This window comes from Scandinavium hiltneri (assembly GCF_024764835.1).
GTDB lineage: Bacteria > Pseudomonadota > Gammaproteobacteria > Enterobacterales > Enterobacteriaceae > Scandinavium > Scandinavium hiltneri.
Genome location: NZ_JALIGE010000076.1, coordinates 927,064 through 947,056, shown reverse-complemented (window position 1 = coordinate 947,056; position 19,993 = coordinate 927,064). Strand labels below are relative to the sequence as shown.

Here is a 19,993-nt window from a genome sequence, read left to right as displayed (position 1 = left end):
AGATTTCAACAGTGGCGCCTGGAGCCATGTTATTTAACAGACGTCTGGCGGTGCAGGATAAAGCCCTGGAAGCGGCGATAAAGGATATTTCATGATTTCATTTGAAAAAAAACAACGCTGCTCCCGATTTGTTGAGCCCGAAAAATTGGCCGACTTACGCACAAAGCAAGAAATCGAACTGATGAACGGCAGACCGTGGACACGGCAACTGCCGCCGCCACCGGTATTGCCGCCGTATGGCCCTCTGGAAAAAATCAGTGGACGGCTGGAGGCATTCAGCTACGAAAGTTTCAGAGAGTACTTTGATGTTAAAGCCTATCGGACATCCACGCTGCCGACGATTTCTGATGGTCAGCGTGCGGGGGCTGCAGCCGCAGCCATTGCGGTCGGTAGTCCGGGCGTAGGGGCTGTGATAATGGCAGAAAGTGAGTCATCTAATGACACGGCTGAATATGTGCAGGGGATTATTAACGGCAGAGCGTTTCGGGGCTGGGTGGGTATTACCCGCCTGCAGGAGGGGGACGATGTTGAGATGGTGGCTGAATGGCAACATGACCATTATGAGGTTTATGCCATTACGCTTCCGAAAGAGCGAATAGTATCAATTATTCCAAAATGTGATATGGGGCATATTTCACATGCATTATGGCGAATTAAGAATATGTTAATGCTTATGGTTATAATGATGTTTTTATTTATAGGTTCGCTTGTGCTAAAAAATTCATTTGGTGATGAAGAATATGTTGGCTTTGGGATGGCATATCTTTTTCCTTCGCTTGCGATGTTTGGTGGGTCAATTATTATTTCTGGCTTGATAGCATTTTTTGCATGCAGATCCTGTGCTCCGACACGTTGTAAACTGGCGGAGGAAATATTCCGCTTACTGGGTATGAAAAACGCCTCGAAAGTCAATCTCAATAAAATAACAAAAAAACGAGAGCAGCGATTAATGGATGAAGGGAAATGGCACGATCCGGGTGATAAGAGTAAACCGGCCTGCCCCAGTGGGAAGTTTATATACTCAGGGGAAAGCTGGTTTTATTATTGACCTGTTCATTTAGATTTCAACTGTGGTGCCTGGAGCCATGTTATTTTACAGACGGCTGGCGGTGCAGGATAAATCCCTGGAAGCGGCGATAAAGGAAATTTCATGACTTCATTTGAACAAAAACAGCTCTGTTCCCGATTTGTTAAGCCCGAAAAATTAGCCGACTTACGCACAAAGCAAGAAATCGAACTGATGAACGGCAGACCGTGGACACGGCAACTGCCGCCGCCACCGGTATTGCCGCCGTATGGCCCGCTGGAAAAAATCAGTGGACTGCTGGAGGCATTCAGCTACGAAAGTTTCAGAGAGTATTTTGATGTAAAAGCCTATCGGACTTCCACGCTGCCGACGATTTCTGATGGTCAGCGTGCGGGGGCTGCAGCGGCGGCCATTGCGGTAGGTAGTCCGGGCGTAGGGGCTGTGATAATGGCAGAAAGTGAGTCATCTAATGACACGGCTGAATATGTACAGGGGATAATTAACGGCAGAGCATTTCGGGGCTGGGTGGGTATTACCCGCCTGCAGGAGGGGGACGATGTTGAGATGGTGGCTGAATGGCAACATGACCATTATGAGGTTTATGCCATTGCGCTTCCGAAAGAGCGAATAGTATCAATTATTCCAAAATGTGATATGGGGCATATTTCACATGCGTTGTGGCGGATAAAGAATCTGTTTATTCTAACTACTATGTTTATGTTTATGTTTATATTAGTTTGCTTCATTAAATCATTAAATGAGACAGGGTGGGGGAATTTTGATTTTTGGAAAGAATATTCATTTTTTTTATTAATGATGTTTGGGTTAGCACTGGCTTTTAGTGGGCTGATTGCATTTTCAGCGTGCAGAGCCTGCGCTCCGACACGGTGTAAATTGGCGGAGGAAATATTCCGCTTACTGGGTATGAAAAACGCCTCGAAAGTCAATCTCAATAAAATAACAAAAAAACGAGAGCAGCGATTAATGGATGAAGGGAAATGGCACGATCCGGGTGATAAGAGTAAACCGGCCTGCCCCAGTGGGAAGTTTATATACTCAGGGGAAAGCTGGTTTTATTATTGACCTGTTCATTTAGATTTCAACTGTGGCGCCTGGAGCCATGTTATTTAACAGACGTCTGGCGGTGCAGGATAAAGCCCTGGAAGGGGCTATAAAGGAAATTTCATGACTTCATTTGAACAAAAACAGCTCTGCTCCCGATTTGTTGAGCCCGAAAAGTTAGACGACTTACGCACAAAGCAAGAAATCGAACTGATGAATGGCAGACCGTGGACACGGCAACTGCCACCGCCGCCGGTATTACCCCCTTTTGGTCCGCTGGAAAAAATAAGCGGGCGACTGGACTCCTTCAGGAGCGAACGTTTTCGTGAATATTTTGATGCGGATGCATACCGGACAAACACCTTGCAGGGTGCGTCTGATGTGCAATGTGGAGCGGCTGCCGCAGTGGCGATTGCGGCAGGTAGCCCTGGAGTGGGGGCCGTGATGATGATGGAAGGCGACCATACGGATACTGCAGAATATGTTCAGGGCAGTATTAACGGTAAACCCTATAGCGGGTGGGTTGGACAGACGCGTTTGCAGGCTGAGGATGAGGTAGAAATGGCGGTGGAATGGCAACACGACCATTACCAGGTTTATGCTATCGCGTTGCCGGAAGAACGAATTATATCAATTTGCCCGAAATGCAATATGGGGCATATCGCCCATGCATGGTGGCGAATTAAAAATATGGTTATTTTAACCTCATTGTTAATAACGATCATTGGTTTTTCATTTTTTGTGAATTTTGTGGTTGGTGATAATCATGATCGCATTAGTTTTTGGGGAAGTAATAGGGTGATATTGCTAATAATGCTAGGGGTGGCTTCGTTTGTTTCAGGCGGCATTGCATTTTCTGCCTATAAAGAATATGCATCCACGACCTGTAGGTTGTCTGAGGAAATATTAGGGTTGTTTGATATGGTCAACCCGGCAAGTATTAATTTAAAGAAAAAAAGAAAGGCCCATATAAAATGGTTGAAAACTCAAGGAAAATGGTACCCGCCTGATACCGAGGATCGGCCGGCTTGCCCGAGTTCTAAGTATCCGATCTCACGGGGTGAGTGGTATTACTACTGATTGATACTGGAAGGATGTGTTATGAACGACGTGAGGAAAATAGTCAGCTCCCGCTTTATTCAACCAGAAAAGTTAAGCGACTTACGCACAAAGCAAGAAATCGAACTGATGAACGGCAGACCGTGGACACGGCAACTGCCGCCGCCACCGGTATTGCCGCCGTATGGCCCGCTGGAAAAAATCAGTGGACGGCTGGAGGCTTTCAGCTACGAAAGTTTCAGAGAGTATTTTGATGTAAAAGCCTATCGGACTTCCACGCTGCCGACGATTTCTGATGGTCAGCGTGCGGGGGCTGCAGCGGCGGCCATTGCGGCAGGTAGTCCGGGGGTTGGGGCAGTGATAATGGCAGAAAGTGATTCGGCAAACAGCTCTGCGGAATATATTCAGGGAGTAATTAATGGAAAACCATTCCGTGGCTGGGTTGGAGTAACCCGCGTTCAGGTCGGCGATGTCGTAGAAATGGCCGTGGAATGGCAGCATGACCATTACGAAGTTTATGCCATGGTCCTTCCTGAAGAGAGAATTATATCGATGTGCCCCGAATGTGATATGGGACATATCGCGCATGCAAAATGGAGGATAAAAAACATGCTTATTCTTACTACAGTAATGATGTCATTTTTTATAGGTTCTCTTCTATTAAAAAATTTGTTTGGTAATGATATCTACATTGATTTTTGGGGCCGCTATCTTGGTCCATCGGTTTTTATGTTGGCAGGCGCATTGGGCATTACTGGGCTAATAGCATATTTTGCTTATAAATCCAGCGCTTCAACTCGTTGTAAACTGGCTGAGGAAATATTTAAGCTAATTGGATTGGAAAATATTTCAAAAGTTAATCTAAAAAAAATAACCAAACAAAAAGAAAATCTGCAGAAAGAGAAGGGAGAATGGTATGACCCGTCAGACCAGACTCGCCCCCCGCGTCCGAGTCGGAAATTTGGACACCTGTTTGAACACTGGTTTTATTACTAACTCCAGGTGATAGCGGTCCGGGTATCGGGTGATGAGATTCAGCTGTGATGTAAAAAAAATGTGTTTGACACCGCCCTACTCAACCGAACACTGGCGGTGCAGGATAAAGCCCTGGAAGCGGCTATAAAGGAAATTTCATGACTTCATTTGAACAAAAACAGCTCTGTTCCCGATTTGTTAAGCCCGAAAAATTAGCCGACTTACGCACAAAGCAAGAAATCGAACTGATGAACGGCAGACCGTGGACACGGCAACTGCCGCCGCCACCGGTATTGCCGCCGTATGGCCTGCTGGAAAAAATCAGTGGACGGCTGGAGGCATTCAGCTACGAAAGTTTCAGAGAGTACTTTGATGTTAAAGCCTATCGGACATCCACGCTGCCGACGATTTCTGATGGTCAGCGTGCGGGGGCTGCAGCGGCGGCCATTGCGGCAGGTAGTCCGGGCGTAGGGGCTGTGATAATGGCAGAAAGTGAGTCATCTAATGACACGGCTGAATATGTACAGGGGATAATTAACGGCAGAGCGTTTCGGGGCTGGGTGGGTATCACCCGCCTGCAGGAGGGGGACGATGTTGAGATGGTGGCTGAATGGCAACATGATCACTATGAGGTTTATGCGATTGCGCTTCCGAAAGAGCGAATAGTATCAATTATCCCAAAATGTGATATGGGACATAATGCGCATTTACTGTGGCGAGCAAAAAATATGTTCATATTGGCTGGGATATTGTTATCAATGTTTAACGGTGTTTGTCTTATACGGTTTTTATTAGAAGGGGGGGAAGGGGGGTTTTGGGAATATTATGGGTTCCCTATATTTATAATGCTCTGCGGCGACCTGCTTTTTTCGGGAGGAATCGCATATTTTGCATACAGAGCCTGCGCTCCGACACGTTGTAAACTGGCGGAGGAAATATTCCGCTTGCTGGGTATGAAAAACGCCTCGAAAGTCAATCTCAATAAAATAACAAAAAAACGAGAGCAGCGATTAATGGATGAAGGGAAATGGCACGATCCCGGAGATAAGAATAAACCGGCCTGTCCCAGTGGGAAGTTTATATACTCAGGGGAAAGCTGGTTTTATTATTGACCTGTTCATTTAGATTGGAACTGTGGTGCCTGGAGCCATGTTATTTAACAGACGTCTGGCGGTGCAGGATAAAGCCCTGGAAGCAGCGATAAAGGATAGCTAATGATTAGAGTTATTCTATTCCCATCAGGAATGTAAAACTCTTATGTATGGCTTTTAGGGTAATTATCGTGAAAGCTTATAGTCTGAAATTACTCAGGGTCGGTTTTTTAACCTTAAAATAAAATTCAGAAAAATTGATTTTGATTTTATTACAGCGAATGTTGATTATGGATACAAATAATAACCATCATGAATTGGAAGTTAAACTGCATGATGCGGTTTTTGGTAATAATGGTAAATGTTTTCTAATCATTGACCCGACACTTGAAAGATACCATGCGAGTACGATTTTTTTTGAAATGCTCATGAAACATAATAAGCATCACATCAGTTTTCCGCATCAAGAACTTGATGGATCTTTAGTTTTATGGTTGGTATCACTAGATTCAAACATCCCTGCTGATCTTGCGTTATTTGAGGCGAGTATTACGCATTCTTTAAATGAATTAAAGCCTGAGAATGTGAGTCAAGGTATTGGAAGGATCGTGTGCTCATGGATCTCTACGGAATTATCGATAAATGATTTTTCTGAACAAATATCACATATTGCAATTCAAAGAATGCAAAACATGGGTAGCATTCTTCTTCGCTTCTTTGATTCCGCTGTATTTGGTGGTTTTTACGATATTCTGGATGATTGGCAAAGACAACAATTATTAACTAATATCAATGCGTGGTGTTATCTCGATGGAGATGGAATGCCACAAATTTTCAATGGAGATGGTGGCGTATTTAAAAAGTTGAACCACTCATTAGGATTGACTGATTCAAACCTGTCAAAACTACATGTTATTTTTAGAATCAATAGGGTGTTGCAGAGATACAGACGGTTGAATATCCCTGAAGGGATGTGTGAGAGACAAGCCTCACGCATATTACATCCCGCCATGAGTTATTTTTTATCAAATTTTGATACATCAGATGAAGGTTATGTGGATTTTGGTATTGATGTACTAATAAACACCTCGCGATTCTACCTTAACCCGACTTTTGAAAAATATATTAAAGACACTGCTAATAATGGACTTCCCCTCTATCATATAGTTAGATCCCGAATTGATAAAAATATGTGGGAAATACAAACTCTTAACTATCTATCCTAGCGATATATTATTGTTTCCTATGGAGTAAAGCATGAGTTGGCCAGTGCGTATTGTGTTGCCGTGTGAGAAAATAAGAAGGATTAATTGGAAGAGATGGTTTTATTCTTTACTAGCTGTTTCATCGTTGATTATTTTTATTAGCTGGCTATTACATTCACTTCGCAGTATCGAGAGTGAAAGTTTATGGGGCTTTTTTTATCCATGCCTGATTATTGGATTCGGTGTATACAGTATTTCCTTGTCCCTTAGGGTTTATTTTTATGGAATGTGTCTCGCTGCCAATGAAGCCTATCTTCTGGAGTCAACAACATTACGTAAAGAATGGTCTGAATGGGCCAACCAGGAAGTTGTGATTGCAGCAAGCCACTTATTCCTTCCTGCTGATATTCACCCGGAAGATCTTGCTGCAGGTTCAGCCTGCGCTATATACAATGGCCAGACAATGACCTTGCACAAGGTGGGGGATGTTGCCTATACAGAGGAGCAACTGTTCTATGAACTCCTTTCGTCAATCAGAGCGACGCTACAAAAGCTTTCATTAACGTGTGTTTTTGATGTGGTGTTTGCCTATGATGATAATTACTCATCATTTCCAACATTTATGGAATGCTGGATTTCGATAGGACTTCCATCTCATTGCATCGAGAATCATTTCTTCATAAAGAATTCATATGAGAGTGTTTTTGAAAAAGTAATCAATGCTAAAAAAAATAAATTGACCATTGTTATTTCTATCGACGTGCAAAGTCTTCGGAGTAATGCTGTTGTCGGGACTGAGTATGCGTCGATTATTATGATGACTCAAAAGAATAAGTTGTTTGATAACAGCGGTTATAACTCTGTCTTACGCCCAATGACATGCCAAAAAAAATATGCTGGCGAAGAATTTACCCTTATGAAGACATATCAATCTGAAGTTACCAAAACATCAAGAGTGCTATTTAGTGGCATGAATGTTAATGACATCGCAAAAATTAGCGATATGTTTCGTAGCATGGACACACTTAATGATGAGCGCTGGGATTTCGAACTACAGGATCTGAATATGGCTATTGGTCAGTTGGGTGATGAGCATTTCTGGTTGGTTCAATCACTATCATTATATTTTGCAGATGCGACAAGTAAATCGATCCTATCAGTGAGCAGTATTGATGATGAATACGTTTTTAATGTTGTGAAACCTTTCTTTAAGGAAGAGGAGAACAAAAGTTGAAGTCTTCAACAACGTGGAGAGTTCTGGGTTTAGTCTTATGCTTTCTAATCTTTGGTTTATTGTCATGGATAGGGTGTTTTTATTTCGGGGGATCATTAGGTTGGGTTGAGACAAAAGAAAAACTTAGCTTTTGGTTGTGGATAATGCTGCTATTCTCAATTTTCTTGATTTTGATGAATATTGGTGTCTGGAGCTACCAAAAGGGATTACGATTTAACTCAAGTAATATTATCACTTCAAAACAAAGCCCAACTAATCCACCTAAACGTGAAAGACAGAGATCATTAAAAGATCCAATCAAGACTTATCTTCATCGTCGATACAACCTCTTCTGGCGCCAAAAAGTCCGCATCCTGTTAGTCACCGGCGACGAAGCCGCTATCAGTCAATTGGTTCCGGGTCTACAGGAAAAGCAGTGGCTAGAAGGCAATCGCACCGTGCTGATTTACGGTGGCAGCCTGACCGCTGAAATCGATAACGAAAAATATACCGCGCTGCGCAAACTGCGCTGTGGTCGTCCGCTGGATGGCATTGTGCGGGTGATCGGCGAGGGGCAGACCCTCACGCCGCAGATGAGTGATAACGACCTGCGCGGGCTGGAGAAAATCGGTGAGTTGCTGCGCTACCAGCCACCGGTGTGGTTGTGGCAGCTATGTGAAAGTGCCTGGTCACAGTCCGGACGCACAACCCAGTCCGTGGGCTTGGCTTTAAACGCCAAAGCGATGCTGGAAGATGTCGCAGTACAGCTGAATAAACTGCTGCCACAGCTGCGCGAGCAGGGTATTTCCCAGGTTGCTGAACATCGAGCTCACGACTTCCTGCTGCGGCTTTCGCAGGAGCTTGAGCAGGGCGAAAGCGAGCGCTGGAAAATGCTACTTTCGCCGTGGCTGTACGGCACCCAGCAGCGTGTACCGCTGCGTGGCCTGATGTTTAGCCTGGCAGAAAAGCCTACGTTGCCAGGTGAAGTCGATGTGCAGAATGTAGCAGATAGCACGGTGCTTCCCTCTCAACAACACGCCCTGACGTTCCCGCTCACATGGCAGGGGGTCATCGACGATTGTACCCGCGTGCGCGGCCGTCGCGTGGGTATGGCCTGGGAACAAACGCTGGCCTGGTCGTTGATGGCGTTAATCGGTCTCTGGAGCGCGGGTCTTCTCCTCTCCTTTGGCCATAATTATCTCCAGATCTCTTCGGTAGCAAAGAAAGCGCATGCTCTGGTGGAGCGTCCTTCAGTCTCTGATTATCAACTGACCGCCCTTCATGCGTTACGAAACGATGCGGGCAGACTGCAATACCATTTGCAGGACGGTACCCCGTGGTATCAACGTTTTGGTCTGGATCATAATCAGCAGCTTCTGAGTGCCATGCTTCCCTGGTACGGCGTGGCGAGTAATCGTCTTATTCGCGATCCGGCTAGTGCCGCGCTGAGCCAGAAACTGAATGCGTTGGTGAACTCCGCGCCCAACAGCGAACAACGGGTGCAGCTTTCCAAACCGGGTTATGACCAGCTGAAAGCATGGCAGATGATGGCGCGTCCGGATAAGGCAGATGGCGAATTCTACGCCCAGACAATGAAAATGGTTCAGCCGACACGGAACGGTATTTCTCCCGGACTGTGGCAGAGTCTGTCACCGGATTTATGGGAGTTTTATATCAACGAATTGCCGCGTCAACCGCAGTGGAAAATCATCCCGGATGCCTCGCTGGTCGCCCAGAGTCGCCAGGTATTGTTGCAGCAAATCGGTCGTCGTAATGCGGAAAGCACGCTGTACGAGAACATGCTCAAATCAGTCCGCCGTAATTTTTCTGACGTCACCCTCGAAGATATAACTAATGGCACGGACGCGCGTCGGCTGTTCGAGAGCGATGAAGTGGTGCCGGGGATGTTCACCCGCCAGGCGTGGGAAGGGGGAATACAGCAGGCTATCGAGAAAGCCGTGACCTCTCGTCGGGATGAAATCGACTGGGTGCTGAGTGACAGCCGTAAAGCGGTTTCCGCAGATCTTTCGCCAGAAGCCCTGAAGGCCCGTCTTACCCAGCGCTACTTCACCGATTTTGCCGGTAGCTGGCTGAACTTCCTTAACAACCTGAGGCTTAATCCCGCGAACAATATTGCCGATGTGACCGACCAACTGACGCTTATGAGTGATGTACGCCAGTCGCCGATGATTGCGCTGATGAATACGCTAGCCTGGCAGGGGCAGACGGGACAGCAAAATGAAGGGTTGTCAGACTCCCTTATCAAATCGGCGAAAGACCTGATGGGCAATAAAGACAAACCCGCCATCGATCAGGGGTCTGCTGGCCCGCAGGGGCCACTGGATGAGACCTTCGGACCTCTGCTGACGCTAATGGGGAAAAATAAGGCCGGCAATGTTATGTCAGCCGATGACACACTCAGCCTGCAAACCTATCTGACCCGTATTACCCGTGTGCGTCTGCGTCTTCAGCAGGTAGCGAGTGCCTCCGATCCGCAGGAGATGATGCAAACCCTGGCTCAGACGGTATTCCAGGGCAAAAGCGTGGATCTGACCGATACCCAGCAGTACGGTAGCCTCGTGGCTGCAAGTCTGGGGGAAGAGTGGAGCGGGTTTGGTAACACTCTGTTTGTTCAGCCGCTGACACAGGCATGGGAAACGGTACTGCAACCGTCAGCCGCCAGCCTTAACGACCGCTGGAGCCGTTCAGTGGTGGCGAACTGGCACACGGCCTTTGACGGTCGGTATCCTTTTGCAGAAAGCAAAAGCGATGCCTCACTGCCAATGTTGGCGGAGTTTATCCGCAAGGACAGTGGCCGCATCGACAGGTTCCTGACCACAGAGCTCAGCGGTGTGCTGCACAAAGAGGGCAGCCAATGGGTGCCGGATAGCGCTCACAGTCAGGGGTTAACCTTTAACCCGGCATTCCTGAAAGCGGTTAATCAGCTCAGCCAATTGTCGGACATTCTCTTTACTGACGGCAGCCAGGGGATCAGCTTTGACCTGCAGGCCCGGCCTTCTCCTGAAGTGGTGGAAACACAGCTGACCATCGACGGTCAGCGCTTGCGCTATTTCAACCAGATGGCTGACTGGCAGTCTTTCCGCTGGCCGGGGGATACCTTTAAGCCTGGCACGATGCTGACGTGGATCTCCACCAGCGCCGGGGCGCGTCTGTTTGGCGATTACAACGGCACATGGGGCTTTATTCGCTGGCTTGAACTAAGTAAACGTAAACAGCTCGATCGCAGCCAGTGGATGATGAGTTTCAATGCGCCGGATGGCCGCACCTTGCAGTGGGTTCTGCGCTCACAGCTCGGCAAAGGTCCACTGGCACTGCTGGATTTGCGCGGTTTCAACCTGCCGGAGCAGATTTTCAGCGTTGATGCGGCAGCTACTGCACAAGCATTCACGTCGAATAACGACAATATGGACATGGACGGAGCGCAATAATGGCGACCCTGCAAAACTTACTCCTCGCCTGTGCCGCTGACGAAAGCGTGCTGCTGGAGCAGGCCCGAGGGCAGTGTGAACTCTGGGTTAAATGGCTGGCTCCCCTGAATGGTGATACACCGACCGGCGAAGATCCTGGCTATGACGATGACTTCCAGCAAATTCGCGAGGAGGTGAACAAGCTGTCCGGGATTGATACCGCGCTGATTTGTACGCTGAGCGAAAAGTTGCTGACCACGGTCAGCAAAGATCTCCGGGTGGTCACCTTTTATGTCTGGGCCCGTCTGCATCAGGACGGGGAAGTTGGGCTGGCTGAGGGGCTGGAATTGTTGGCCGGGATGTTGCAACGCTTCGGGAGACAGCTGCATCCGCAGCGCGATCGCAGTCGTAAATCTGCTCTGGAGTGGCTTGGCAGCGCTCGGGTTCTCGACAGCCTGTCGTTGTATCCGGAGGTGGACGTCACGGTTATGCAGCGTATAGCAGGCGCACTGCTGCTGGTAGAACAGGCCATGAACGGTTCCGATAATGCTTCGCGTCCACAGTTTTCAGCCCTGCATCAGGCGCTGGAAAACCGACTGATACAGAGCGGCGGAGCAAATAGCCTGGTTCCGCAAACCAGACGGGAAGAGAGTACGACGAGCACGCCTTCAACGTCTTCTGCCCCGGAGATGACGGCCGTAACGTCTGGGCGAGATTTGCTGGATCAGGCCAAAGTACTGGCCAATTATCTGCGTGACCAGCCCGGCGGCTGGTTGGCGAGCCATCATCTGATGACCAGCGTTCGCTGGGATACGCTGACCGAACTGCCACCGCTGGATGTCAGCGGCCGGACTCGCCTGGTCCCCCCAAAGCCAGATAATCGCGCTCACCTCAAACGGTTATATCTGCAACAAAGCTGGTCAGAACTGCTGGAGCAGGCCGACAGCCTGCTGGCGCAGGGCGTCAACCATTTATGGCTGGATGTGCAGTGGTATACCTGGCTGGCGCTGGGCAAGCTCGATAGCGATAGCGTACGTGCCGATATCATTTGCCGGGATCTGAAAGGGTTATTGATCCGTCTGCCGGGGCTGGAGGCACTGGCTTTCAATGACGGAACGCCCTTTGCCGATGAGGTTACGCTGAGCTGGATTGAAGAAAAGGTGCAGGACTGCATGACCGGCTGGAATGACGGGGCAATCAGCGCCGTCATATCGACAGGGGACGATATCCTTGCGCTTGAGCCCGAGGTGCTGGTGCAGGCGGACAGCGATGGCATTGAGGCGGCACTCAACTGGCTTCAGCAGCGGCCGGGGTTTACCTCACCACGTAACCAGTGGCTGATGCGGCTGTTGATGGCGCGGGTCGCCGAGCAGTATGGCAAAAACGAAATGGCGCTACATCTGCTGGGTGAGCTGGACGGCAGCGCCAGGACGCTCACCCTGCAACAGTGGACGCCGGAACTGATGTTTGAAGTAAAAGCGCGTCGACTGAAATTACTGCGCGCCAAAGCGGGCCGTAACGAAACAGACAAAACGCGCCTGCAGCCAGAAATGGATAGTCTGCTTTCCGGACTGATTGCGCTTGATCCTGCTCGTGCAGCGGTGCTGTGCAGTGAACTCACAAAATAACCAGAATATAAAAAAATTATGGACGACTTAACCCTGCGTTATTACGACGCTGAAATGCGCTACCTGCTTGAAGCAGGTGAAGAATTCGCCCGATCTCATCCTGATCGGGCGGCAACGCTGAATCTCGACAAAGCGGGTGCGCGCGACCCGTACGTGGAGCGCCTGTTTGAAGGCTTTGCTTTTTTGATGGGACGACTGCGCGAAAAACTTGATGATGATCTACCGGAGCTGACCGAAGGGTTGGTCAGCCTTTTATGGCCGCACTATCTGCGCACGATCCCCTCGATGTCGATTGTGGAATTCTCGCCTGACTGGCGTGAGATGAAAGAGCAGATGCGCATCGCCAAAGGTTTCGAGGTGCATTCCCGGCCTATCGGTGAGAAAAATACCCGCTGCCGGTACACCACCACCCAGCAAATTAACCTTCAGCCGCTGTCGCTGGAAACCGTGACGTTGACTACTGAGCCGGATGGTCGCTCAGTGGTAAGGATGCGTTTCAATTGCAGTCAACTGGCCGACTGGAGTCGGGTAGATCTCAGCCACATATCGCTATATCTCAACGCCGATGCGCCGCTGGCTTGCGCGATGCACGAAGCCTTCACCATGAACGTGGCGCGGATGTGGCTACGTCTGCCTGGCGATATCGACAGGCGGCCGTTGGAGGGGCATTTCGCTGCTCTGGGTTTTGGCGATAATGACGGGCTGTGGCCGAAGGGCAGCAGCAGTTTCAGTGGTTATCAACTGCTACTGGAGTATTTCACCTTTCGTGAGAAGTTTATGTTTACCAGCCTGCGAGGTCTGGAAAGTGTGGTGTTGCCAGCGGATTTGCCATGGTTTGAAATTGATGTGGTGCTGGCTGAACGCTGGGAGCACGACTTCAGCTTTAACCAGAAGCATCTGCGGCTTAACTGTGTACCGGTGATAAATCTGTTCCCGCTGGAGTCCGATCCGCTGACGCTCAACTCACTGCAGACGGAATATATGCTGCGTCCGATGCGCGTGCAGGACGGTCATACCGAGATATACGCGGTCGATTCAGTGCTGTCTTCCAGCCAGCATAGCTATGTGCCGTTTTCCAGCTTCCGCCATAAAGGCGGGATGATGCGGCATGAAGCTCCGGAATATTACTATCATACACGTATGCGCCGTGGCCCATCAGGCTTACACGACACCTGGCTTATCCTGGGTGGTGAGGCGTTTGATCATCACACGGTACCAGCGAACGAGAGTCTGTCACTGACGCTGACCGGCACTAACGGGCAACTGCCGCGTCGGGCGCTTCAGAGTACGGTGCTGGATACGGTGATGAAAACCACCTCAGTCAGTATCGGCGTGCGTAATCTCTGTGCCCCGACGATGCCCTGCTATCCTCCTAACCAGGATCGTTTTCACTGGCGCGTGCTGAGCCATCTTGGCAGCGGTTTTCTGTCGATGATGGATAACGCCGATGTGCTGCGCGGTACTTTGGCGTTATATGAATGGACTGACAGTGAGATGAACCGCCGCCGTCTGGAGGCCATCATCGAGGTGAAGCACAGTGAAACCGAACGTTATGAGCAAGGCTATCTGGTGCGCGGCGTACAGATTGAGGTCACACTCGACAGCCATGGTTTTGCGGGCAAGGGTGACATCTGCCTATTTGGCGAGATGCTGAGTCGTTTCTTCGCGCTTTATACCGATATATATCTGTTTAACCGCCTGATTATCATCCTGCAACCTACCGGAGAGCGCCTGGAATGGGAAGAGAAGCACAACCGCCGCATTCCAGGCTGACCTCGAGGCTGGAAGCTGACCTTACCCGCATGAATTTTTATCGTTTTTGTCAGTTGCTGGAGAATCGTAGGCCGGGTAAGCCGTTGCTTGGAACGACCAGCCACCCGCAGGATGACCCGGTGCGCTTCTGTCCGCATCCGGGAATGGGGTTCCCATCAAGCGAACTGAAATCTGTCGAATACGACGAAGACGATGACAGCAAACCACCGTTCATCCGCACGACTTTTATGGGGATGTACGGCGTGGATTCGCCGCTGCCGACAGCGTACATAGATGACATCACTCAGCGCAGAGAAGGGCATGAAGCTTTACAGGGGTTTCTGGATATTTTCAGTCACCGCATTCTGACGCAGTTTTATCGCATCTGGCGAAAATACTCGTATCCGGCAACGTTTGAGGCAGGGGGAACCGACGCGATTTCGCAATCGCTCCTCGGCTTGGTCGGGCTCGGTATTCCGGGAACCGCACAGCACATCGCCACGCCGGTTTCGCGCTTTCTGGCCCTCTTGGGCGTGCTTCGCCAGCCTGGAAAAACGCAGGAGGGGATGCAGGCTCTGGTGAGTCTGTTGGCGCCAGACTCTAAGGTTAGCGTACGTCCTTACTGTTTGCGACCCGTAACCATCAGCCAGCCGTTGGGTTTTTACGGCGACGACGATTTTGTACTGGATGGCAATACCCCGCTCGGCGATGAAGCGATGGATGCCAATAGCCAGTTGCTGGTAGCGCTGAAGACAGACAATGAACAGGAAGCGCAAGGCTGGAAACCTGATGGTCTGCTGTATCAGGATTTTCTGGTGATGCTGCGCGTGTATCTGGGCTGGCGCTTTAAAGCCAAAATCACCCTGACGGTCAGCACCCGTTTATTGACGGTCCCCGCGCTGGGCGATTCTCCTTTCTGGCTAGGGATGAATGGGGTTCTGGGCGTCGAAGGGGATACGCTTACGATGGATGTGCCGCATACATTTACTACTGAACTGGGTTATTACAGCGGCCTGCAGCCCGCGACACAACAAAAAGGAAATCGACGTGTTACGTATAAGTATGACTAAATCCGCCTGCTGGCTGCTGCCAATTCTGGCCATGGGCCTTAGCGGTTGTGGTCTGACGCAAAGCGTTTCAGATGGTACCAAATCGGCGTACAAATCGGTCTTTTACAAAAAAATTAAGGTACTCCATCTCGATTTTACCGCCCGCGAGGCACTCAATGTCGATGCACGGGAAAACAACTCGCTTTCCGAGCCGGTAGTAGTCCGCATTTATCAGCTAAAAGACAGCAAGACCTTCGATAAAACGGTGTATCAGGAGTTGCTCAAGGATGACGAAAGCATTCTGAAAGACGATCTGCTGGCCAGTCGCGATGTGGTGATAAAACCGGGGGGGGATGTCTCACTGGATATGCCGTTGGATGTTGAAGCACAGTTTGTGGCGGTGGTCGGAATGTTCCGTCATCCGGATATGACGAAGAATAACTGGAAGCAGGTGCTGGAGCGCGAAGAACTAGACCCGGATAAGCCACGTATTTTTGAGGCGGGGAATAACGCCCTGACGCTGCAGCCGGTTAAGGAAAAATAATGCCCCAGCAAGATAACACGCCGTCATTGTATGAAATGCTTACGGGCAATTTCACCGGCGGCCTCGATCTCCATCAGGTCAGCGAACAGAACCAGGTGATCCTGTCCGTGCTGGACAACATGCAGCGGATCCTCAACTGTCGCGCCGGAACGCTGGCGCATATTCCGGACTACGGTCTGCCGGATATGACCACTATTCTGCAAGGCCTGCCGGGTACCGCGCATCAGTTGATGAGCACGCTCTCTACGCTGCTGCTCAAATATGAACCGCGCCTGAATAGCATCAACGTGGTGATGCAGGACCAGACGATCCCCGGTGAGCTGCGTTATGCGATCGACGCGGAGCTGAAAGGCATTGGCCTGGTGCGTTATGGCACCGAGTTTATGCCTGAAGGCCGGGTGTTGATACGTCACCTCAAACAGCAGAACTATTTTGATAATAAAGCCCGAATTTAGGTCGGGCGTCTAATGGCAGGGAAAGCATGTCAGCCAAAGCACAATTTCTTAAAAAACTTCAGGACCAACAGCCACGGCCTCGCGAATTTGACAGTAAATGCGAGGCAGATATTGCAGAGATGCGTCAGCGAATGGGCGAGCTTCAGGAAAATATGGCCGCGTGGCTCACAGACACCGGGATTCGTATTGAACCTCAAGACGTCGCGCTCAGCGATTTACTGGTAGGGCGGAAAACCTTCAACGTTCCTGCGCTAGGGCTGCACTACAACGACCGGGAGATAAAATTCACGCCGGTGTTTTTGTACGGGCAGGGCGTCACCGGCTGCGTGGAAACCAGCCTCTGGGTGCAGGGGCGTGCGACCCCGCAGTACCGGTTGTTCATGCGTAGCAGCGAAAGCGCTGGCTGGACCTGTAGCCCGCTATGTATCCCCGGCGCGCGCAGAAGTGCGTTCAGCGAAGATGCCTTCTTCGAAATGATTGCCGGGCTGCTGTCCTGATAACACGCCATTTAGGGATAAAATCACTATGTACGACGCAAAAACTCGTCCGGTAAGAACCGGTGGCGATCCGCGGGCCCTTGCGGACTTCACCACCCTGCGTGACGAGATGAACAAACTGACGCATCCGGCTCGCCCGGACGTGAACTGGGCGCGGGTCGAAAGCCTTTCCCTTTCGCTGTTTGAACAAAATGGCGTTGAGCTGCAAACTGCCGCCTGGTACACCCTGGCCCGCAGCCATTTGGCGCGAATCAACGGGCTGAACGAAGGCGCGGCTATCCTCAATGCACTTCTGGCGCATCAGTGGGCGCAGGTCTGGCCCCTGCAAACGGCGTCCCGGGCGGAAATCCTGAGCGGGCTGAGCCAGCGCTTACAGAAAGTGTTCCGTACTTTTACCCTGACCCATGCAGATCTGCCTCCGTTGTATGACGCGGAAAAGCAGCTGCGTGCGCTGGAGGAGATCCTGACGCGTCAGGGGCTGAAGCAGGTCTGCCAGTTCTCGCCACTGTTGGCGCAAATCTCGAGTGCGGCGACCCGGCTTGAAAACAGTGCACCGCAGGAAACATCCGCCCCGGCGCTTGCACTGCCGATACAGGCGTTGCAGGAGCCTGCCGCTGTAAGCGAACGCGCACCAGACAGCCGTCTGGTGTATGTGATTCACGCTGAACCAGAAGTGACGCTCGACGTGGTACATGAACTGCCATCGCCATCACTACCGCTACTCCCGGCGCCACCGCGCTGGCATGCGTTTGCCGCCGGGGCATGTTCGACGTTGCTGCTGGGGGCCGTGGCGCTGTGGGGCTGGAATGCGCTGCATCGCGTCGATGCTACACTCCCGGCGTTGAGCGCGTCGGTCACCCCGTTGCCGCAGGTTTTGAGTCGCGCTGAAATCCAGCGTCTGCGCGAAAGTGGCACCGGCAAAGTGAATGCCGATGTGTGGTTGAAACAGGCTTCATCTCAGCTGGATACACTCGCGTCGTTGCCGCCGCAATGGGCGCAACAGCAGGGCAATGCGCTGCTGGAACAGGCGAAAATCCTGTGGCCGGATAACGTACAGGTCGGCGAGATGCGCAATCAGTGGCAGCAAAAAATGGCGTTGAACCGGATAACGGATGAGACGCTCAACGGCTGGCATGACGGCATGGTGATGCTGCAACGGCTTACCGACCAGCTGAACGCGCTCGATGGGCAAAAGGGAAAATACCTCACCGTCAGCGAGCTAAAATCGCAGATATTTGCCACTACTCAGGCGTTTAATCGCGCGGTACCAACGGAGGAATTGTTGCGACAGATGGCGCTGCAGGATGATCCTCAGCACATTTCGACGGCGCAGAAACTGCAAACGGAGCAGGGCCTGAAACAGCTGATCACCCGTTATTCTCAGCTGAATAACGAAGACACCGGCAAATAACCGTCAGTGAAATCGCAGGGTAGCTCTGATTTACCTCAGTAAAACAAAATGCTGCTGTACAAATCACTTATACTGCCGACAAATAGATCAATCGAAGTCATCTTGCTGGTATGTATATTTCGACACGCATTAAAGTGGTTATCCATCTCTGCGCTTTCCTCGTTGTGCTGTATAGCCTGACGATGCTTCCGCCTATGCTGCTGGCATTGGTGGATAAGGAGCGCAGCCTGTTTGCGTTCCTGTCGACGTTTGCGATTTTCTTTCCCGCCGGGCTAATTGGCTGGGGATTAACGCGCCAGTCCAAAATCCAGCTCGAAACCCGGGACGGATTTATCATCATCGTCCTATTCTGGCTGTTGTTTTCACTGATAAGCGCCATGCCGCTGTGGCTGGATGACTCGCTCAATGTTTCCCTGGCCGACGCGATGTTTGAGGGCGTGTCCGGGATAACCACCACCGGTGCGTCGATTTTCAGCGACGTGACGCATCTGCCTCGCTCGATTCTCTATTACCGCTCACAGCTGAACTTTATTGGCGGGTTAGGCGTTATCGTCCTGGCGGTTGCGGTACTGCCGCTACTGGGTATCGGGGGCATGAAGCTGTATCAGTCAGAAATGCCGGGTCCGTTTAAAGAAGAGCGCCTGACGCCGCGCCTGGCGGATACCTCGAAAAGCCTGTGGTTCACCTACATGCTGCTGGGTATGACCTGCACGCTGGCGTTTTACCTTGCCGGAATGCCGTTTTTCGATGCGCTGTGCCACGGTTTATCGACCGTTTCACTAGGCGGCTTTTCCACACAAAGCGAGAGTATTGGCTACTACAACAGCTATGCCATCGAACTGGTGGCGGGCGGCTTTTCGCTGCTGTCGGCGGTGAACTTTACCCTTTATTTCGTCGCACTTTCGCGCCGCAGTCTTAAACCTTTTCGCCGCAACAGCGAGCTGCGCTTTTTTCTCTGCGTGGTGATGTTGGTGGTCGCGATTATCACCTTCGAAGTCTGGCGCGCTGGCATGTACGCGCTGCCTGCGTCGTTCGTGCACTCTTTCTTCCTCGTCAGCTCGATGATTACCGATAACGGGCTGGCCACGGCAGATTACGCCTCATGGCCCACGCACGTGGTCGTTTTGCTGTTGTCGGCGAGTTTCTTCGGCGGCTGCGTGGGGTCAACCTGCGGCGGGATTAAGGCGCTGCGATTCCTGATCCTGTTCCGTCAGAGCCGCCACGAAGTGCATCAGCTGGCGCACCCACGCGCGATTATGAGTGTGCGCGTGGGCAACACGGTGATTAACGACAGGGTGATGCGATCGGTCTGGAGTTTCTTCTTTTTGTACATTTTCTGCACCTGTTCATTCATTTGGGCACTGAATCTGTTGGGCTACGATTTGCTCACATCGTTTGCTTCCGTCGCCGCCTGCATCAATAATATGGGCCTGGGATTTGGCGAGACCGCGACGGGCTTCGGCACGCTCGACGATACCGCCAAATATCTGTTGTGCGGGGCGATGCTGCTGGGCCGACTGGAGATTTATCCGGTGTTGATCCTCTTGTCGAGGACCTTCTGGCGCAGTTAAGCGAGTCCCACAACTGATGAGTGGAG

At 50.7% G+C, this 19,993-nt stretch carries 16 protein-coding genes; all 16 read left to right on the top strand.

What is annotated here, in order from left to right; translation table 11 throughout:
- The first annotated feature begins 91 nt into the window (after nt 1-91).
- The 16 genes from MUU47_RS21910 (at nt 92) to MUU47_RS21835 (ending at nt 19,967) form a co-directional block, all read left to right on the top strand.
- Complete coding sequence (locus tag MUU47_RS21910) at nt 92-1,048, top strand: putative type VI secretion system effector (RefSeq protein WP_258990264.1); 957 nt, start codon at nt 92-94, stop codon at nt 1,046-1,048.
- A 102-nt stretch (nt 1,049-1,150) separates the two neighbouring features.
- Nucleotides 1,151-2,110, top strand: a complete 960-nt coding sequence (locus tag MUU47_RS21905) for a putative type VI secretion system effector (RefSeq protein ID WP_258990262.1) — start codon at nt 1,151-1,153, stop codon at nt 2,108-2,110.
- A gap of 102 nt (nt 2,111-2,212) precedes the next feature.
- Complete coding sequence (locus tag MUU47_RS21900) at nt 2,213-3,169, top strand: putative type VI secretion system effector (protein WP_258990261.1); 957 nt, start codon at nt 2,213-2,215, stop codon at nt 3,167-3,169.
- A 21-nt stretch (nt 3,170-3,190) separates the two neighbouring features.
- Nucleotides 3,191-4,144, top strand: coding sequence for a putative type VI secretion system effector (locus MUU47_RS21895; RefSeq protein ID WP_258990260.1), 954 nt, complete (start codon nt 3,191-3,193; stop codon nt 4,142-4,144).
- A 137-nt stretch (nt 4,145-4,281) separates the two neighbouring features.
- Nucleotides 4,282-5,235, top strand: coding sequence for a putative type VI secretion system effector (locus MUU47_RS21890; RefSeq protein ID WP_258990259.1), 954 nt, complete (start codon nt 4,282-4,284; stop codon nt 5,233-5,235).
- Nucleotides 5,236-5,504: 269 nt separating this feature from the next.
- Nucleotides 5,505-6,440 (top strand): DUF4123 domain-containing protein, encoded by a 936-nt coding sequence (locus MUU47_RS21885; protein WP_258990257.1) that lies wholly within the window; start codon nt 5,505-5,507, stop codon nt 6,438-6,440.
- Nucleotides 6,441-6,471: 31 nt separating this feature from the next.
- Complete coding sequence (locus MUU47_RS21880; RefSeq protein WP_258990256.1) at nt 6,472-7,653, top strand: KPHS_23130 family T6SS system protein; 1,182 nt, start codon at nt 6,472-6,474, stop codon at nt 7,651-7,653.
- A gap of 68 nt (nt 7,654-7,721) precedes the next feature.
- Nucleotides 7,722-11,081 (top strand): ImcF-related family protein, encoded by a 3,360-nt coding sequence (locus MUU47_RS21875; RefSeq protein WP_374684771.1) that lies wholly within the window; start codon nt 7,722-7,724, stop codon nt 11,079-11,081.
- Nucleotides 11,081-12,688, top strand: coding sequence for a type VI secretion system protein TssA (tssA, locus tag MUU47_RS21870; RefSeq protein ID WP_258990255.1), 1,608 nt, complete (start codon nt 11,081-11,083; stop codon nt 12,686-12,688). Before MUU47_RS21875 ends, tssA begins: the two co-directional genes overlap by 1 nt.
- An 18-nt stretch (nt 12,689-12,706) precedes the next feature.
- Nucleotides 12,707-14,461 carry a type VI secretion system baseplate subunit TssF gene (tssF, locus tag MUU47_RS21865; RefSeq protein WP_258990254.1) on the top strand — a complete coding sequence of 585 codons (1,755 nt, stop codon included), beginning with the start codon at nt 12,707-12,709 and terminating at the stop codon, nt 14,459-14,461.
- Nucleotides 14,425-15,510: a type VI secretion system baseplate subunit TssG gene (gene tssG / locus MUU47_RS21860; RefSeq protein ID WP_258990253.1), complete on the top strand. Its 1,086-nt coding sequence runs from the start codon at nt 14,425-14,427 to the stop codon at nt 15,508-15,510. The genes tssF and tssG overlap by 37 nt, the downstream gene beginning before the upstream one ends.
- A complete protein-coding gene (gene tssJ, locus MUU47_RS21855) occupies nt 15,503-16,033 on the top strand; it encodes a type VI secretion system lipoprotein TssJ (RefSeq protein ID WP_374684770.1) in 531 nt (176 codons plus the stop codon). Before tssG ends, tssJ begins: the two co-directional genes overlap by 8 nt.
- Nucleotides 16,033-16,488, top strand: a complete 456-nt coding sequence (gene tssE, locus MUU47_RS21850) for a type VI secretion system baseplate subunit TssE (protein ID WP_258990251.1) — start codon at nt 16,033-16,035, stop codon at nt 16,486-16,488. The genes tssJ and tssE overlap by 1 nt, the downstream gene beginning before the upstream one ends.
- 26 nt (nt 16,489-16,514) lie before the next feature.
- A complete protein-coding gene (locus tag MUU47_RS21845; protein ID WP_258990250.1) occupies nt 16,515-16,985 on the top strand; it encodes a hypothetical protein in 471 nt (156 codons plus the stop codon).
- Nucleotides 16,986-17,013: 28 nt separating this feature from the next.
- Nucleotides 17,014-18,396, top strand: a complete 1,383-nt coding sequence (locus MUU47_RS21840) for a VasL domain-containing protein (RefSeq protein WP_258990249.1) — start codon at nt 17,014-17,016, stop codon at nt 18,394-18,396.
- 110 nt (nt 18,397-18,506) lie between these two features.
- A complete protein-coding gene (locus MUU47_RS21835) occupies nt 18,507-19,967 on the top strand; it encodes a TrkH family potassium uptake protein (protein WP_258990248.1) in 1,461 nt (486 codons plus the stop codon).
- Nucleotides 19,968-19,993: the final 26 nt, after the last annotated feature.

What these genes read in the sequence shown, in the direction of transcription:
- MUU47_RS21910 (WP_258990264.1), top strand. Translation starts at nt 92, where the DNA reads ATGATTTCATTTGAAAAAAAACAACGCTGCTCCCGATTTGTTGAGCCC.
- MUU47_RS21905 (WP_258990262.1), top strand. Translation starts at nt 1,151, where the DNA reads ATGACTTCATTTGAACAAAAACAGCTCTGTTCCCGATTTGTTAAGCCC.
- MUU47_RS21900 (WP_258990261.1), top strand. Translation starts at nt 2,213, where the DNA reads ATGACTTCATTTGAACAAAAACAGCTCTGCTCCCGATTTGTTGAGCCC.
- MUU47_RS21895 (WP_258990260.1), top strand. Translation starts at nt 3,191, where the DNA reads ATGAACGACGTGAGGAAAATAGTCAGCTCCCGCTTTATTCAACCAGAA.
- MUU47_RS21890 (WP_258990259.1), top strand. Translation starts at nt 4,282, where the DNA reads ATGACTTCATTTGAACAAAAACAGCTCTGTTCCCGATTTGTTAAGCCC.
- MUU47_RS21885 (WP_258990257.1), top strand. Translation starts at nt 5,505, where the DNA reads ATGGATACAAATAATAACCATCATGAATTGGAAGTTAAACTGCATGAT.
- MUU47_RS21880 (WP_258990256.1), top strand. Translation starts at nt 6,472, where the DNA reads ATGAGTTGGCCAGTGCGTATTGTGTTGCCGTGTGAGAAAATAAGAAGG.
- tssA (WP_258990255.1), top strand. Translation starts at nt 11,081, where the DNA reads ATGGCGACCCTGCAAAACTTACTCCTCGCCTGTGCCGCTGACGAAAGC.
- tssF (WP_258990254.1), top strand. Translation starts at nt 12,707, where the DNA reads ATGGACGACTTAACCCTGCGTTATTACGACGCTGAAATGCGCTACCTG.
- tssG (WP_258990253.1), top strand. Translation starts at nt 14,425, where the DNA reads ATGGGAAGAGAAGCACAACCGCCGCATTCCAGGCTGACCTCGAGGCTG.
- tssJ (WP_374684770.1), top strand. Translation starts at nt 15,503, where the DNA reads ATGACTAAATCCGCCTGCTGGCTGCTGCCAATTCTGGCCATGGGCCTT.
- tssE (WP_258990251.1), top strand. Translation starts at nt 16,033, where the DNA reads ATGCCCCAGCAAGATAACACGCCGTCATTGTATGAAATGCTTACGGGC.
- MUU47_RS21845 (WP_258990250.1), top strand. Translation starts at nt 16,515, where the DNA reads ATGTCAGCCAAAGCACAATTTCTTAAAAAACTTCAGGACCAACAGCCA.
- MUU47_RS21840 (WP_258990249.1), top strand. Translation starts at nt 17,014, where the DNA reads ATGTACGACGCAAAAACTCGTCCGGTAAGAACCGGTGGCGATCCGCGG.
- MUU47_RS21835 (WP_258990248.1), top strand. Translation starts at nt 18,507, where the DNA reads ATGTATATTTCGACACGCATTAAAGTGGTTATCCATCTCTGCGCTTTC.